The 13,485-nt window shown below is 64.1% G+C and carries 12 protein-coding genes; 9 read left to right on the top strand and 3 right to left on the bottom strand.

Annotation, left to right across the window (positions count from 1 at the left end; translation table 11 throughout):
• The first annotated feature begins 34 nt into the window (after positions 1–34).
• The 3 genes from ileS to LC083_RS07070 are packed head-to-tail and all read left to right on the top strand — an operon-like array spanning position 35 to position 3,875.
• Positions 35–2,929: an isoleucine--tRNA ligase gene (gene ileS / locus LC083_RS07080; protein ID WP_226699761.1), complete on the top strand. Its 2,895-nt coding sequence runs from the start codon at positions 35–37 to the stop codon at positions 2,927–2,929.
• Positions 2,926–3,468, top strand: coding sequence for a signal peptidase II (gene lspA / locus LC083_RS07075; RefSeq protein WP_226699760.1), 543 nt, complete (start codon positions 2,926–2,928; stop codon positions 3,466–3,468). The genes ileS and lspA overlap by 4 nt, the downstream gene beginning before the upstream one ends.
• The gene (locus LC083_RS07070) at positions 3,465–3,875 is read left to right on the top strand and encodes a DUF3035 domain-containing protein (RefSeq protein ID WP_160608675.1); all 411 of its coding nucleotides are present in this window, start codon (positions 3,465–3,467) and stop codon (positions 3,873–3,875) included. The genes lspA and LC083_RS07070 overlap by 4 nt, the downstream gene beginning before the upstream one ends.
• Positions 3,876–3,917: 42 nt before the next feature.
• On the opposite strand, the gene LC083_RS07065 is transcribed toward LC083_RS07070, so the two are convergent.
• Complete coding sequence (locus tag LC083_RS07065) at positions 3,918–5,243, bottom strand: hemolysin family protein (protein WP_226699759.1); 1,326 nt, start codon at positions 5,241–5,243, stop codon at positions 3,918–3,920.
• A gap of 167 nt (positions 5,244–5,410) precedes the next feature.
• Here LC083_RS07065 and LC083_RS07060 point away from each other — a divergent pair, with 167 nt between their 5' ends.
• Positions 5,411–6,103 (top strand): OmpA family protein, encoded by a 693-nt coding sequence (locus LC083_RS07060; protein ID WP_226699758.1) that lies wholly within the window; start codon positions 5,411–5,413, stop codon positions 6,101–6,103.
• A gap of 73 nt (positions 6,104–6,176) precedes the next feature.
• On the opposite strand, the gene LC083_RS07055 is transcribed toward LC083_RS07060, so the two are convergent.
• Positions 6,177–6,959: a 3'(2'),5'-bisphosphate nucleotidase CysQ gene (locus tag LC083_RS07055; RefSeq protein WP_160608672.1), complete on the bottom strand. Its 783-nt coding sequence runs from the start codon at positions 6,957–6,959 to the stop codon at positions 6,177–6,179.
• Between the two features lie 121 nt (positions 6,960–7,080).
• On the opposite strand from LC083_RS07055, the gene sucC reads away from it, so the two are divergent.
• The 5 genes from sucC (at position 7,081) to LC083_RS07030 (ending at position 12,204) form a co-directional block, all read left to right on the top strand.
• Positions 7,081–8,280: an ADP-forming succinate--CoA ligase subunit beta gene (gene sucC, locus LC083_RS07050; protein WP_226699757.1), complete on the top strand. Its 1,200-nt coding sequence runs from the start codon at positions 7,081–7,083 to the stop codon at positions 8,278–8,280.
• A gap of 193 nt (positions 8,281–8,473) precedes the next feature.
• Entirely contained in the window at positions 8,474–9,220 is a 747-nt protein-coding gene (locus LC083_RS07045; RefSeq protein ID WP_226699756.1) for an electron transfer flavoprotein subunit beta/FixA family protein, read from the top strand.
• A gap of 26 nt (positions 9,221–9,246) precedes the next feature.
• On the top strand, positions 9,247–10,176 hold the full coding sequence (locus LC083_RS07040) for an electron transfer flavoprotein subunit alpha/FixB family protein (RefSeq protein ID WP_226699755.1): 930 nt from the start codon (positions 9,247–9,249) through the stop codon (positions 10,174–10,176).
• Between the two features lie 96 nt (positions 10,177–10,272).
• Positions 10,273–11,154 carry a TonB family protein gene (locus LC083_RS07035; RefSeq protein WP_226699754.1) on the top strand — a complete coding sequence of 294 codons (882 nt, stop codon included), beginning with the start codon at positions 10,273–10,275 and terminating at the stop codon, positions 11,152–11,154.
• Positions 11,155–11,307: 153 nt separating this feature from the next.
• Positions 11,308–12,204 (top strand): energy transducer TonB, encoded by an 897-nt coding sequence (locus LC083_RS07030; RefSeq protein WP_226699753.1) that lies wholly within the window; start codon positions 11,308–11,310, stop codon positions 12,202–12,204.
• A gap of 10 nt (positions 12,205–12,214) precedes the next feature.
• Here the strand turns inward: LC083_RS07030 and LC083_RS07025 are convergent, their stop codons facing one another.
• Entirely contained in the window at positions 12,215–13,426 is a 1,212-nt protein-coding gene (locus tag LC083_RS07025; protein ID WP_226700029.1) for a DUF445 domain-containing protein, read from the bottom strand.
• Between the last annotated feature and the right edge of the window lie 59 nt (positions 13,427–13,485).

Raw genomic sequence — 13,485 nt, 5'->3', positions numbered from 1 at the left:
TCGCGCGGCGCAAATCCCCTAACGGCCAGCACCTATGTCCGAGCAGCGCGATTACAAAGACACGGTCTTCCTTCCCAAGACCGATTTTCCCATGAAGGCCGGCCTCCCGCAGAAGGAGCCGCAGATCCTTGCGCGCTGGCAGGAAGAAAACCTCTATGCCCAGCTGCGCGAAGCGCGTGCGGGACGCGAAAAGTTCATCCTCCACGACGGCCCGCCGTATGCCAATGGCGACATGCATATCGGCCATGCGCTGAACCGCATCCTGAAAGACATGGTGGTGCGCTCGCAGACGCTGCTCGGCAAGGACGCGCCCTTCGTGCCCGGCTGGGATTGCCACGGCCTGCCGATCGAATGGAAGGTCGAGGAACAGTTCCGCAAGAAGAAGCGCGACAAGAACGAAATCCCGGCCAGCGAATTCCGCGCCGAATGCCGCGCCTATGCGCAGCACTGGGTCGACGTGCAGCGCGAACAGCTGAAGCGCCTGGGGCTGATGGCGGATTTCGACAATCCGTACCTCACCATGCAGTTCGACAGCGAGGCGACCATCGTTGCCGAGCTGATGAAGTTTGCCGAAGCCGGAAACCTCTATCGCGGGTCGAAGCCGGTGATGTGGTCGCCGGTCGAGGAGACCGCGCTGGCCGAGGCCGAGGTCGAGTACGAGGACATCACCTCGACCCAGATCGACGTGGCATTCGAGATCGTGGAATCGCCGATTCCGGAACTGGTCGGCGCGCATGCGGTGATCTGGACCACCACGCCTTGGACGATCCCGGTGAACCAGGCTTTGGCTTATGGCGAAGAGGTGGATTACGTTCTGCTCGGCGAGCTAGACGAAATGGCGGAGCCTACGGGGCGTCGGTTTCTTGTAGCTCGAGACCTCTCCGAAGCGTTCCGCGATCGCGTAAGGTCGCAAGGTGCCCCCCAACAAAATTACGAGACGATCGAGTTCTATTTTGGCCCGGCACTCGCCGGAACCGTTGCCCGCCATCCGATGCACCATCTCGGAGGGTTCTACGCCGCGCCACGTCCGCTGCTCGCGGGCGATTTCGTCACCACCGACAGCGGTACGGGGCTCGTCCACATGTCGCCCGACCATGGCGAAGACGACTTCCTGCTCTGCCGCGAGCATGGCATCGAGCCGGTCTTCGCAGTCATGGGCGACGGGCGCTATCGCGACGACTGGGGATGGCTGGGCGGGAATGACGAACGCCGCCGCGCGGTCATCAACAAGGCCTTCAACGCGCCCGACGGACCGATCTGTTCGGACCTGCGTGAAGCAGGCGCGCTGCTCTCGGCCTCCGACGACTACGCGCACTCCTACCCGCATAGCTGGCGCTCGAAGGCCAAGGTCATCTATCGCTGCACGCCGCAGTGGTTCGTGCCGATGGACAAGCCGCTCGACACCGGCGACTTCGACGTTGCCGCGCCCGAAGGTTTCGGCGCCGCCGTCGCGATGTTCACCAGCAAGGACCACTCCACCCTGCGCGAAATCGCCATGCGCGAGATCGAGCGGGTGAAGTTCTATCCCGAAAAAGGCCGCCGCCGCATCGGCTCCATGGTCGAAGGCCGCCCTGACTGGGTGCTGTCCCGCCAGCGCGCTTGGGGCGTGCCGATCACGCTCTTCGTGCGTAGCGACGGCACCTATCTGCAGGACCCTGCGGTCAATGCCCGCGTGGTCGAGGCGGTGCGCGAGAAGGGCGTCGATGCCTGGGACGAGGCCCGCAAGGCCGAATTCCTCGGACCCGATTACGACGCCAATGAATTCGAGATGGTCACCGACATTCTCGACGTATGGTTCGATTCGGGCTGCACCCACGCTTTCACGCTGGAAGGCGACCGCTGGCCCGACCAGCGCTGGCCCGCAGACCTCTATCTCGAAGGCAGCGACCAGCATCGCGGCTGGTTCCAGTCGAGCCTGCTCGAAAGCTCCGCCACCCGCGGCCGCGCGCCCTATGACGCGGTGCTGACCCATGGCTTCACCATGGATTCGGCCGGCAAGAAGATGTCGAAGAGCCTCGGCAACACCATCGACCCGCTCAAGGTCATGGAACAGTACGGCGCGGACATCATCCGCCTGTGGGCGCTTTCCGTCGACTTCACCGAAGACCACCGCATCGGCGACGAAATCCTCAAGGGCGTCGGCGACCAGTACCGCCGCCTGCGCAACACCTTCCGCTACCTGCTCGGCGCGCTCGACGGCTTCGTCGGCGACATGGGCGATGTGGGCGAAATCCCCGAGCTGGAGCGCTACGTGCTCGCGCTGCTGGCCGATCTCGACGGCAAGCTGAAGGCCGCGCTCGAAAGCTACGACTACAACACCTACACGCGCCTGCTGGTCGATTTCTGCAACGAGGACCTGTCGGCCTTCTATTTCGATATCCGCAAGGACTGCCTCTATTGCGACGGGCCGGATAGCGTGAAGCGCAATGCCTATCGCACCGTGCTCGACCTCTTGTTCCACGCGCTCGTTCGCTATGCCGCGCCGGTGCTGGTGTTCACGGCGGAAGAGGCCTGGACCACGCGCTATCCCGATGGCGGCAGCGTGCACCTGCTCGACTGGCCGGCGGTCCCCGGCGTCACTGCCGACGGCGCGCGCTGGGACAAGCTGCGCGCGCTTCGCGAAAAGGTCACCGAAGCGATCGAACCGCTGCGCCGCGACAAGACCATCCGTTCGAGCCTCGAGGCCGACGTGGTCGTGCCCGCCGATGCCGTGCCGGAAGGCTTCAGCGACGAGGACCTCGCCGAACTGTTCATCACCGCGTCAGTCGCACGCAGCGATAGCGACAGCGTGACTGTCACGCGAACCGGCGAACACAAATGCGGCCGCTGCTGGCGACTGCTGCCCTCGGTCCCCGAGGACGGCGCACTGTGCGACCGGTGCGAGGACGTGATCGAACAGATGGATGCAGCCGGGAGTGCGGGCCAATGACCCCCGTCCTGCGCAATCGCCTGATCGGCGTCGCCATCGCCTTTGCGATCTATGCCGCGGATCAGATCACCAAATGGTGGGTCGACGGCCCGCTGGGCCTCGAGGTGCCAGGCGACAAGCTCGACCTCCTGCCCTTCTTCGATTTCTACCGCGTCCACAATTACGGCGTCTCGCTGGGCATGTTCGAGGCGACCAGCCCCGAAACGCGCTGGGCGCTGGTCGGCGTGACCGGGCTGATCGCGCTGCTGGTCACCGTCTGGATGTTCCGCGAGAAGCTGTTCGGGGACATTCTCGGCCTGTCGCTGATCCTCGGCGGCGCGCTCGGCAACATCAAGGATCGCTACGAACTCGGCTACGTCCTCGACTTCGCCGATTTCCATATCGGGGAATTCCGCCCCTTCCTCATTTTCAATATCGCCGATGCCGCTATCACCATCGGTGTCGTTATCATCCTTGCCCGCGCGTTCTTCATGCGCGACAAGGACGTCGACGACATGATGGACGGCAAGCCGGCAGACGCCGCGGAGAGCAATACATGAAGACTATCACCCGCATCGCCCTCGTGAGCGCAGCCGCGAGCACGCTCGCCGCCTGTGGCAGCGGCGGTTTCCTAAACCGCGACCGTCCCGACGAATTCGCCGTGCAGCGTGCAGCCCCGCTGGTCGTGCCGCCGGACTTCAACCTCGTGCCCCCGGCACCCGGCGCACCGCGCCCGGCCGAAGGCACTGCCGCAGAGCAGGCACTCGATGCACTGTTCGGCGGCCCGGCACCGCGCAGCAGCGTGGAAACCTCGGTCCTCGATCGTGCCGGCACGCCCGAACCGGGCATCCGCAGCGCGGTCGGTAGCGCAGGCACCAACACGGTCGCCAAGGGCACCGTGGTCCGCGACATCGTCGCCGCCCCCGAAGGCGACGGCGCTTCGGCACAGGCCGTCATTCCCGGCTGATGCAGTGATGTGCGCACCCGCTTGGCGGCGGGTGCGGCAGACCTAGCCGTCGTCCTGGTCGACCGGTTTCGCCGGTCCCAGCGAGGTGACGAGCAATTTGTCGATCCGCCGTTCGTCGAGGTCGACCACTTCGAACCGCCAGCCCTGTTCCTCGAACCATTCCCCTTCCACCGGCAGCTTCTTGAGCACGGCGAGGACGAAGCCCGCCACGGTCGCGAATTCGCGGTCGTCGCCGTAGTCGAGCCCGAGCCGGTCGGCGAGCGCATCGGCGCTGAGCGACCCTGCCACCAGCAGCGAGCCGTCCGCACGCTCGACGATGCCCGGCGCATCGCCGGGGTCTTGGTCGCTGGCGAAATCGCCGACCAGCGCGGTCAGCAGGTCCACCGGCGTGACGATCCCGTCGAGATGGCCGTATTCGTCATGCACCATGGCCATGGCGACATCGGCCTGCTGCAGGACGCGCAGCGCATCGACCGCATCGAGCTGGTCGGGCACGACCTCCGCCCGGTGCAGCAAGTCGGCAAGCACCACCGGCTTGCCCGCGACCTGCGCGGCAAGGATTTCGCGCACGCGCACGAGGCCCACGACCTTGTCCGGCGATCCGTCGGCAACCGGCCAGACCGAATGCGGGCTTTCCGCCAGCAGAGCCGAAATCGCTTCCTCGTCGGCCGAGATATCCAGCCAGTCGACATCGGTCCGCGGCGTCATCACCTCGCGCACGGGGCGCTGGGCGAGACGAACCACGCCAGCCAGCATCTGATGCTGTTCGTGCTCGATGATGCCGGTCTTGGTGGCTTCGGCGAACAGCATGTGAAGCTCTTCCGCCGTGACCGAGCTCTGGCCTGCGGGGCGCACGCCCAGCGCGCGGATGATCACGCTCGACGAGGTGTCGAGCAGCCAGACCAGCGGCGCTGCCACGCGCGCCAGCAAGGCCATGGGCAGCGACATCGCGGTCGCGATGGGTACGGCGGCGCGCAGGGCAACCTGCTTGGGAACGAGTTCCCCGATGACGAGGCTGAAATAGGTGGTCAGCGCGATGACCAGCGCGAAGCCCGCTTCGCTGGCCCAATCGGTCGGCACGCCGAGTGCAGCCAACCGTTCTCCGACCGGCCCACCCAGGCTCGCACCCGAATAGGCACCGGCGATGATGCCGACCAGCGTGATGCCGATCTGCACGGTCGAGAGGAACTTGCCCGGGTCGGCAGCGAGCGCCAGCGCGGCCTTCGCGCCGGCGCTGCCCTGCTGGGCGGCCGAACGCAGCCGCGCGGTGCGTGCCGAAACGATGGCGAGCTCGCTCATGGCAAAGACGCCGTTGAGCAAAATCAGCCCGGCGATAATGAGTAGGTCGGTCCAGGGGAAAGGTGTCACGCTGCTGCGCTAGCACAAATATGTGCTCATGCCAGCGCTTCGCGGAACACGTGGGCGCTTCGCTTGTTAGAAGCTTTCAGAGGCGCTGGTGGGCGCGTCCCGCCATGCGCGGTTCCGGCAGGAAAGAACAAGAGGCCGGTGCCGCACTCTGACAAGGGGAACGACATATGAAAAAATCACGCATTTTCCTCGCAGGTTTCTCGGCAATGGCCCTGATGGGCACCTCGGCCTGCGTTACCGACCCGAACACGGGTGAGCAGAAGGTTTCGCGCACCGTCCTCGGCGGTCTCGGCGGCGCGGTTGCCGGCGGCCTCCTGGGCGGCGTTATCGGCGGCAAGACCGGCCGTATCGTCGGCGCGGTCGCAGGCGGCGCAGCTGGCGGTTACGTCGGCTACCGTATGGACCAGCAGATCAAGGAACTGAAGGAACAGACCGCCGGTTCGGGCGTGGACGTGACCGAAACCGATGGCGGCGAGGCGATTCTCGTCAACCTGCCGAACGGCGTCACTTTCGCCACCGGCAGCTCCAACATCAACGAGACCTTCCGCCGTACGCTCGACAATGTCGCAGCGAACCTGGTCCAGTATCCCAACAGCCTGATCGACGTTTACGGCTATACCGACACGGTCGGCGCTTCGGACTTCAACCAGCGCCTTTCGGAACAGCGTGCGCAGGCCGTTGCCAACTACCTGACCTCGCGCGGTGTCAGCTCGTCGCGCATCCGCTGGATGGGTTTCGGCGAAACGCGCCTCGCGGTGCAGACCGGCGACAATGTCAACGAGCCGCTGAACCGCCGCGTCGAAATCAAGATCATCCCCTTCGACCAGCAAGACGTCGAAGCCGCCCAGCAGGGCAACTGAAGAGCCGAGCCCTTCGGATAGTGTCGCAGAGGAAGGGGCCGGGTCGAACCCGGTCCCTTTTTCTATGCGCGTTCTATGCGCGAGAGAAAGTCGCGGCGCGGTCCGACAGGTGCTCGACCGTGGCGCCGTGAATGCCCGGAGCGCTGGCGATGAGACCGAAGGCGCGCGGGTCGCGCTTATTGTAATCGAGCTTGCGGCCGAACGCATCAGACACGGCTGCACCTGCCTCTCGCGCGACGAGCGCAGCAGCGGCGATGTCCCATTCGAAGCCCCAGCGCAGGGTCGCCACGAGATCCGCCTCGTCGGCGGCGACCATGGCGATGCGCAGGGCGATGGAATTGGGCTGGTCCACCTTGGTCAGTATCCGGTCCTGCTTCATCAGGTCGGCAGCAGGCACGCGCGCGCCTGCAAACTCGAGCCGGTTCGATGCTTCCAGCTTCGCGCCATTGCGCGTCGCGCCCTTGCCTGCGACGGCCTGCCACACCTCGCCCCGGGCGGGCGCGCAGAGCGAGCCGATCAGCGGCCTGCCGTTCGATATCAGTGCGACCGACACGGCCCAGCCGGGCCTGCCGCGGATGAAGTCGCGGGTCCCGTCGATCGGGTCGACCAGCCAGATGAGATCGCGTTCGAGCCGGGCAGGATCATCCGCCGTCTCTTCGGACAGCCAGCCTGCCGAGGGCAGCAAAGCGCCCAGTTCGCGCTTCAGGAAGGTGTCGACGGCGAGGTCCGCCTCGCACACGGGGCTGCCGGGAGTCTTCTCCCAGATGCGCACGTCGGCACCCGCCCCCGGCCAGAGGTCGAGTGCGATCCGCCCCGCTTCGGAGACGATCGATTCGAGTCGCTTGTCGTCGATCATGGATGGCGTGCGCCCCTGCACCCGAAAGTCGCACTTTTCAAGCGCCGCCAGACATGCTTATGCGCCCACGCGACTCTCTATCCCTCCAGCCGCGCCATTACGCGAAGGACGAAAGCCCGACATGAACATTCACGAATACCAGGCCAAGGAACTGCTGGCGAAGTACGGCATTGCGATTCCCGCCGGTCACGCCGCCCTCACCGTCGAAGAAGCGGTCGCAGGTGCGAAACAGCTGCCCGGCCCGCTCTACGTGGTGAAGGCCCAGATCCACGCCGGTGGCCGCGGCAAGGGCAAGTTCAAGGAACTCGGCCCCGATGCGAAGGGCGGCGTCCGCCTGTCGAAGAGCATCGAGGAAGTCGAAGCCAACGCGAAGGAAATGCTCGGCAACACGCTGGTCACCATCCAGACCGGCGCAGAAGGCAAGCAGGTCAACCGACTCTACGTCACCGACGGCGTCGACATCGCCAAGGAATACTACCTTTCTATGCTGGTCGACCGGGCCAGCGGCCAGGTCGCGATGATCGCATCGACCGAAGGCGGCATGGACATCGAGGACGTGGCCCACAACACGCCCGAGAAGATCACCACCATCACGATCGACCCGGCGCAGGGCTTCATGCCCCACCACGGCCGCGCGGTCGCCTTCGCTCTCAAGCTGACGGGCGAAACGAACAAGCAGTGCCAGAAGCTGGCCAAGCAGCTCTACACCGCCTTCATGGACCTCGACATGGAAATGCTCGAGATCAACCCGCTGGTCGAAACCGACAAGGGCGACCTGCTGGTGCTCGACACCAAGATGAGCTTCGACGGCAACGCGCTCTATCGTCACAAGGACGTGGAAGCGATGCGCGACGAGACCGAGGAAGACCCGGCCGAAGTCGAAGCGAGCGAATACGACCTCGCCTACATCAAGCTCGACGGCAACATCGGCTGCATGGTCAACGGTGCAGGCCTCGCCATGGCGACGATGGACATCATCAAGCTGAACGGCGCCTTCCCGGCCAACTTCCTCGACGTGGGCGGCGGCGCCACCACTGAGAAGGTCACCGCGGCGTTCAAGATCATCCTCAAGGACCCGGCGGTCGAGGGCATCCTCGTCAACATCTTCGGCGGCATCATGAAGTGCGACGTCATCGCCAACGGCATCGTCCAGGCGGCGAAGGACGTGAACCTGTCGGTTCCGCTGGTGGTCCGCCTCGAAGGCACCAATGTCCAGCAGGGCAAGGACATCCTCGAGAATTCGGGCCTGCCGATTGTGAGCGCCGACGACCTCGGCGACGCGGCGAAGAAGATCGTCGCGGAAGTGAAGAAGGCCGCCTGAGGGTCTGCCTGAAGGCACTGGAACATTACCAAGGGCGGGCTCTGGCGACAGGGTCCGCCCTTCAAGTTTAGGGCGCGGGGAACACTCGCTCTCCGCCCGTCTTGTCTAAGCAAGGACTGACCCCGTCGCAGCTTGACGTTTACGTAAACGCAAGGTAGGTGGGCGCCAGACACATCCAGAGGAAGGAATACCCATGAAAATCCTCGTGCCCGTCAAGCGGGTGATCGACTACAATGTGAAGCCGCGCGTGAAGGCGGACGGGTCGGGCGTCGACCTCGCCAACGTCAAGATGAGCATGAACCCCTTCGACGAAATCGCCGTCGAAGAGGCCATCCGCATCAAGGAAGCAGGCAAGGCGGAAGAAATCATCGCCGTGTCCGTCGGCCCGGCCAAGGCACAGGAAACGCTGCGCACCGCTCTCGCCATGGGTGCGGACCGCGCGATCCTCGTCGAAACCGACGACGAAGTCGAACCGCTTGCCGTCGCCAAGATCCTCAAGGCCATCGCCGAGGAAGAACAGCCCGGCATCGTGATGCTCGGCAAGCAGGCGATCGACGACGATTCGAACCAGACCGGCCAGATGCTCGCCGCCCTGATGGGCCGTCCGCAGGGCACCTTCGCCAACACCGTCGCAGTCGAAGGCGATAGCGTCACCGTGAAGCGCGAAGTCGATGGCGGCCTCGAGACCGTGAAGCTTACGCTTCCCGCGATCGTCACCACCGACCTGCGCCTGAACGAGCCGCGCTATGCTTCGCTGCCGAACATCATGAAGGCCAAGAAGAAGCCGCTCGATACCAAGACCCCGGGTGATTACGGCGTCGACACCGCGCCGCGTCTCAAGACCACCAACGTCTCCGAACCGCCGGTTCGCCAGGCAGGCGAAAAGGTCGAGGACGTCGATGCGCTGGTCGCCAAGATCAAAGCCCTCGGCATCGCCTGAACCCCGGACAGGAAAGGAATAGACTTATGAAAACTCTCGTCTGGGTCGAACACGACAATGCCGAGATGAAGGACGCAACGCTGGCCGCTGTCACCGCTGCCGGCAAGCTGGGTGAAGTGCACCTGCTGGTTGCAGGCTCGGGCTGCCGCGCAGTGGCCGAACAGGCTGCCAAGGTCGCCGGCGTCGGCAAGGTCCACCTTGCGGACAACGCCGCCTACGAACACGCGCTGGCAGAAAACGTCGCGCCGCTCGTGGCCGACCTCATGGGCCATCACGACGCCTTCGTCGCTCCGGCCACCACCACCGGAAAGAACGTCGCCCCGCGCGTCGCCGCCCTGCTCGACGTGATGCAGGTGTCGGACATCCTCTCAGTCGAAGGTCCTAAGACCTTCACCCGCCCGATCTACGCCGGCAACGCCATCGCAACGGTCGAATCCTCGGATCCCAAGCTGGTCGTTACCGTGCGCGGCACCGCCTTCGAAAAGGCTGCTGCCGAAGGCGGCTCGGCCGCGATCGAAGACGTTGCAGGCCCCGGCGATGCCGGCCTGTCGAGCTTCGTGTCGGCCGAAATCGCCGAAAGCGATCGTCCCGAACTTACCAGCGCCAAGGTCATCGTTTCAGGTGGCCGCGCGCTCAAGGACGCGGCGACCTTCGAGGAAGTCATCACCCCGCTGGCCGACAAGCTCGGCGCAGGCATCGGCGCCTCGCGCGCCGCGGTCGATGCGGGCTATGTCCCCAACGATTACCAGGTCGGCCAGACCGGCAAGATCGTGGCACCGGAAGTCTACATCGCCATCGGCATTTCGGGTGCGATCCAGCACCTCGCCGGGATGAAGGATTCCAAGACCATCATCGCAATCAACAAGGACGAGGACGCCCCGATCTTCCAGGTCGCGGACATCGGTCTCGTCGGCGACCTGTTCAAGATCGTGCCCGAGCTGACCCAGAAGCTCTGACAAGAACGCGATCGAAAAAAGGGCGGCAATTCCATTGCGAATTGCCGCCCTTTTCTTATGATGCGTCCACCAGCGTTTGCAGGAGGGGTCGCATCCATGAAATTCGTTACGCCATTATTTGTCCTTGCCGCACTGCAACTTGCAGCCACTCCCGTTTCCGCTGCGGAACCGGTCGTCCTGAAGCCTGCGAGCAATTGGAACCTGGACTACAGCAAGGAGGCCTGCCGCCTGGGACGCAAGTTCGGCGAAGGCGAGAACCAGGTCCTCCTCGTAATGGCCAAATATGCTCCAGGGCCAAACATCGAGATCATCGCGTCGGGCAAGCTTCTTTACGACAGGCGCGTCAGGTCTCTGCATTACAGCTTTGGCGAAGGAAACGAAGTCGAGGTCGAGCGGCCGCTGTTCGGTGATCTGGAGAACGGCGAGAGGGTCTGGCAGTGGTCGGGCAGTATCCTGCCGCCTGACACGCAGAAGGCGCTCGAACACGCGGAGGCGGATACGAGTGCATACCGTACAGCTGAAGAAAACGCGGCAGCTGCGGCCGACAGTTTCACCATGAAGCTCGGCAGCTCGAAAAAGGTGAAGCTCGAAACCGGTCGTCTGGCCGCAGGGAAAAAGGCGATGGACGATTGCCTTGCGAGCCTGGTGAAGAGCTGGGGCTACGACCCCGAAATTATCGCCACGATCGCTCAGGGGCCTGAACCGGTCGGGCGCATCACGCAGTGGTTCAATACCAACGACTATCCGTCCGAAGCCTTGCGCAAGGACTTGTCGGGCGCGGTGCGCTTCAGGCTGGACATCGACGAAACCGGCCAGATTACCGACTGTACCATCCAGTCCTCCTATTCGGACCCGGCCTTCCCCGAAACCGTCTGCAAGGAATTCACCCGCAAGGGCCGTTTCACACCCGCGCGCAATGCGGCGGGCGAACCTGTCGCCAGCTATTGGGCCAACACGGTTCTGTTCGTGACCGGATAAGGAGCAAGGCTGGAGAGCGACCAGACCGCCTTAGGTTCTGCCTCTTCGGCGATCTGAACAAGATCGTGCCGGAACTGTTCCAATAACTCCAATGATAACGGCTTGTTTTATGGACCCCTTCTGCACATAAGTGTGCGCAAGGGGTCTTTTTCTATGCGTTTACTACATCGGGCACTGGCTGGTTTGGCCGTGGTTTCGGCTGCCGGGCTTTCCACCGCGGCTATGGCTGGTGAGGAGCCCTCGCTCGTCTATGAACCCGCAACGGAATGGATGCTGGAATATGGCGACACACGCTGCCGTGCGGGACGTATCTTCGGTACGGAAGAAAAGCCCACCCTCTTGCTGCTGGACCAGCATAACCCGGCATCCTTCTTTTCGTGGCTGATCGCGGGAGAGGCGCTGGAGGACGTCGGATCAAACAAGAGACTGTTGATCCGTTTCGGCGAAGACAACGAGGAATTCATGCTCGACGCCGGCCTGATCCTCAAGATGGAACGCTATGGCAAGGCTTTCCGCGGCTCCGGCGTGCGGAAGGCGGAAAGATCGGAGCAAGCCGCCGAACCGGATTTCCTGGCGCGCCATTTTGATCTCGACCCGGCCGAGGGGGCGGCAATCAAGTGGATCGATGTTTCGAGAGGGGGCAAGATTGTCCGGCTGGAGACGGGCAGCCTCGAGCAAATCTATCGCGGGATGAACAAGTGCATGGACGACCTGATCAGGCATTGGGGAGTCGACCCCGCCGTCCAGCGGACTGTTGCAACCATGCCCAAATTCGAAAACATCGTCTCGGTCGCACAAAGGATACAGCGGCATTATCCGAGGTCGGCAATAGCCAATAGCGAACAGACCAACATGCACTTTCGGGTAATGGTCGATGCCGAAGGCAAGGTGACCGACTGCAAACTGACCAATCTGACGGCCGCGGAAAATTTCGACGACAAGCCATGCATGGTGATCATGGAGTTCGCGCGTTTCTCGCCCGCATTGGACCAAGCGGGATCGAAAGTCCCATCGTATCACGCAGGCATCATTTCCTACCGGCTCAACTGAGAGCGCTAATCTAACCCAGCGTTTCGAGCAGGAAGTGAAGCGTCACGCCTACGAGGCCGCCGACCAGCGTACCGTTGATGCGGATGAACTGGAGGTCGCGGCCCACGGCGCCTTCCACCCGGTCGGTCAGCGTGGTCGCATCCCAGCGGCGCACCGTTTCCGAAACCAGCTGCACGATCTGGTCGCCATAGCGGGTGGAGATGCCGACGGCGGTGCGGCGGGCGAAGCGGTTGACCTGCATCTGTAGCCGCTCGTCATCGCGCAGGGCTGCGCCAAGCTCTGCCAGCGTTTCGCCCAGATAACCCGGGCCCGTCCCGCCCGAATCGCGGATCGAGCGGATCAGGCGAGCCCGAATGCGCTCCCACACGCCTTGCCACCAGTCGGCAATGGCCGGGTTGTGCAGCAGCTCGCGCTTCATGCGCTCGACCCGCTCCTGCATTTCGGGATCTTCGCGCAGGCCCTTGGCGAGTTCCTGCAGGCCTTCCTCGATCTTGTCGCGCAGCGGGTGCTGCGGATCCACCAGCACTTCGGCCAGCAGCTTGTAGAGGCCGTCGATGACCGAATTGGCCAGCCGCTCGTCGAGGCCGGTAAAGCGCAGCACGGCATTGGCGCGGCGGTGGACCATGTCGCGCACCAGCGCCTCGTTATCCTCCAGCACCAGCCCCGCCCAACGGATGATCTTGTCGATCAGCGGCTTGTGCCGCCCATCGGCAATCATCGCGTCCAGCATGCCGCCGAGCAGCGGCGCGATCTCGAGCTTTTCCAGCTGCGCGGCGATACCGCTGCGCACCTGCGTGCCGAGCCGGTCGGGATCGAGCGATTCGAGCACCTCGACCGCGAGTTCGCCCGCACCCGCCCTGATACGCGTGTCCTGTGCGGCCTTGGGATCGGCAAGATAGCTTCCGACTGCCCCGGCCAGATTCATCGATCCCATGCGCCGCGCGACGACCTGGGGGGTAAGGAAATTGCTGCGCAGGAAGTCCGCCATCGTATCGGCGATGCGGTCCTTGTTCTCTGGAATGATCGCCGTGTGCGGGATCGGCAGGCCCAGCGGGCGGCGGAACAGCGCCGTCACGGCAAACCAGTCGGCAAGGCCGCCGACCATGGCGGCCTCGGCGAAGGCGTGGACGTAACCCCATGCCGGATGCACATCGAGATAGCGGCTTGATGCAATGAAGATCGCGGCCATCAGCACCAGCATGCCGGTTGCAGCACGGCGCATGGAGCGTGCGCGGTCGGGCGGGAGTGGAGCCACTCCCGCGCCGGTCGTCCTGGTGGAAA

The sequence above is a fragment of the Qipengyuania gaetbuli genome, from assembly GCF_020524765.1.
In the GTDB taxonomy this organism is placed as follows: domain Bacteria; phylum Pseudomonadota; class Alphaproteobacteria; order Sphingomonadales; family Sphingomonadaceae; genus Qipengyuania; species Qipengyuania gaetbuli_A.
The sequence above is the reverse complement of the archived record's forward strand: the minus strand, read 5'-3'. Positions and strand labels throughout refer to the sequence as shown.

What these genes read in the sequence shown, in the direction of transcription:
- LC083_RS07045 (WP_226699756.1), top strand. Translation starts at nt 8,474, where the DNA reads ATGAAAATCCTCGTGCCCGTCAAGCGGGTGATCGACTACAATGTGAAG.
- LC083_RS07055 (WP_160608672.1), bottom strand. Translation starts at nt 6,959, where the DNA reads ATGATCGACGACAAGCGACTCGAATCGATCGTCTCCGAAGCGGGGCGG.
- LC083_RS07025 (WP_226700029.1), bottom strand. Translation starts at nt 13,426, where the DNA reads ATGCGCCGTGCTGCAACCGGCATGCTGGTGCTGATGGCCGCGATCTTC.
- sucC (WP_226699757.1), top strand. Translation starts at nt 7,081, where the DNA reads ATGAACATTCACGAATACCAGGCCAAGGAACTGCTGGCGAAGTACGGC.
- LC083_RS07060 (WP_226699758.1), top strand. Translation starts at nt 5,411, where the DNA reads ATGAAAAAATCACGCATTTTCCTCGCAGGTTTCTCGGCAATGGCCCTG.
- LC083_RS07030 (WP_226699753.1), top strand. Translation starts at nt 11,308, where the DNA reads ATGCGTTTACTACATCGGGCACTGGCTGGTTTGGCCGTGGTTTCGGCT.
- LC083_RS07070 (WP_160608675.1), top strand. Translation starts at nt 3,465, where the DNA reads ATGAAGACTATCACCCGCATCGCCCTCGTGAGCGCAGCCGCGAGCACG.
- ileS (WP_226699761.1), top strand. Translation starts at nt 35, where the DNA reads ATGTCCGAGCAGCGCGATTACAAAGACACGGTCTTCCTTCCCAAGACC.
- LC083_RS07040 (WP_226699755.1), top strand. Translation starts at nt 9,247, where the DNA reads ATGAAAACTCTCGTCTGGGTCGAACACGACAATGCCGAGATGAAGGAC.
- lspA (WP_226699760.1), top strand. Translation starts at nt 2,926, where the DNA reads ATGACCCCCGTCCTGCGCAATCGCCTGATCGGCGTCGCCATCGCCTTT.
- LC083_RS07035 (WP_226699754.1), top strand. Translation starts at nt 10,273, where the DNA reads ATGAAATTCGTTACGCCATTATTTGTCCTTGCCGCACTGCAACTTGCA.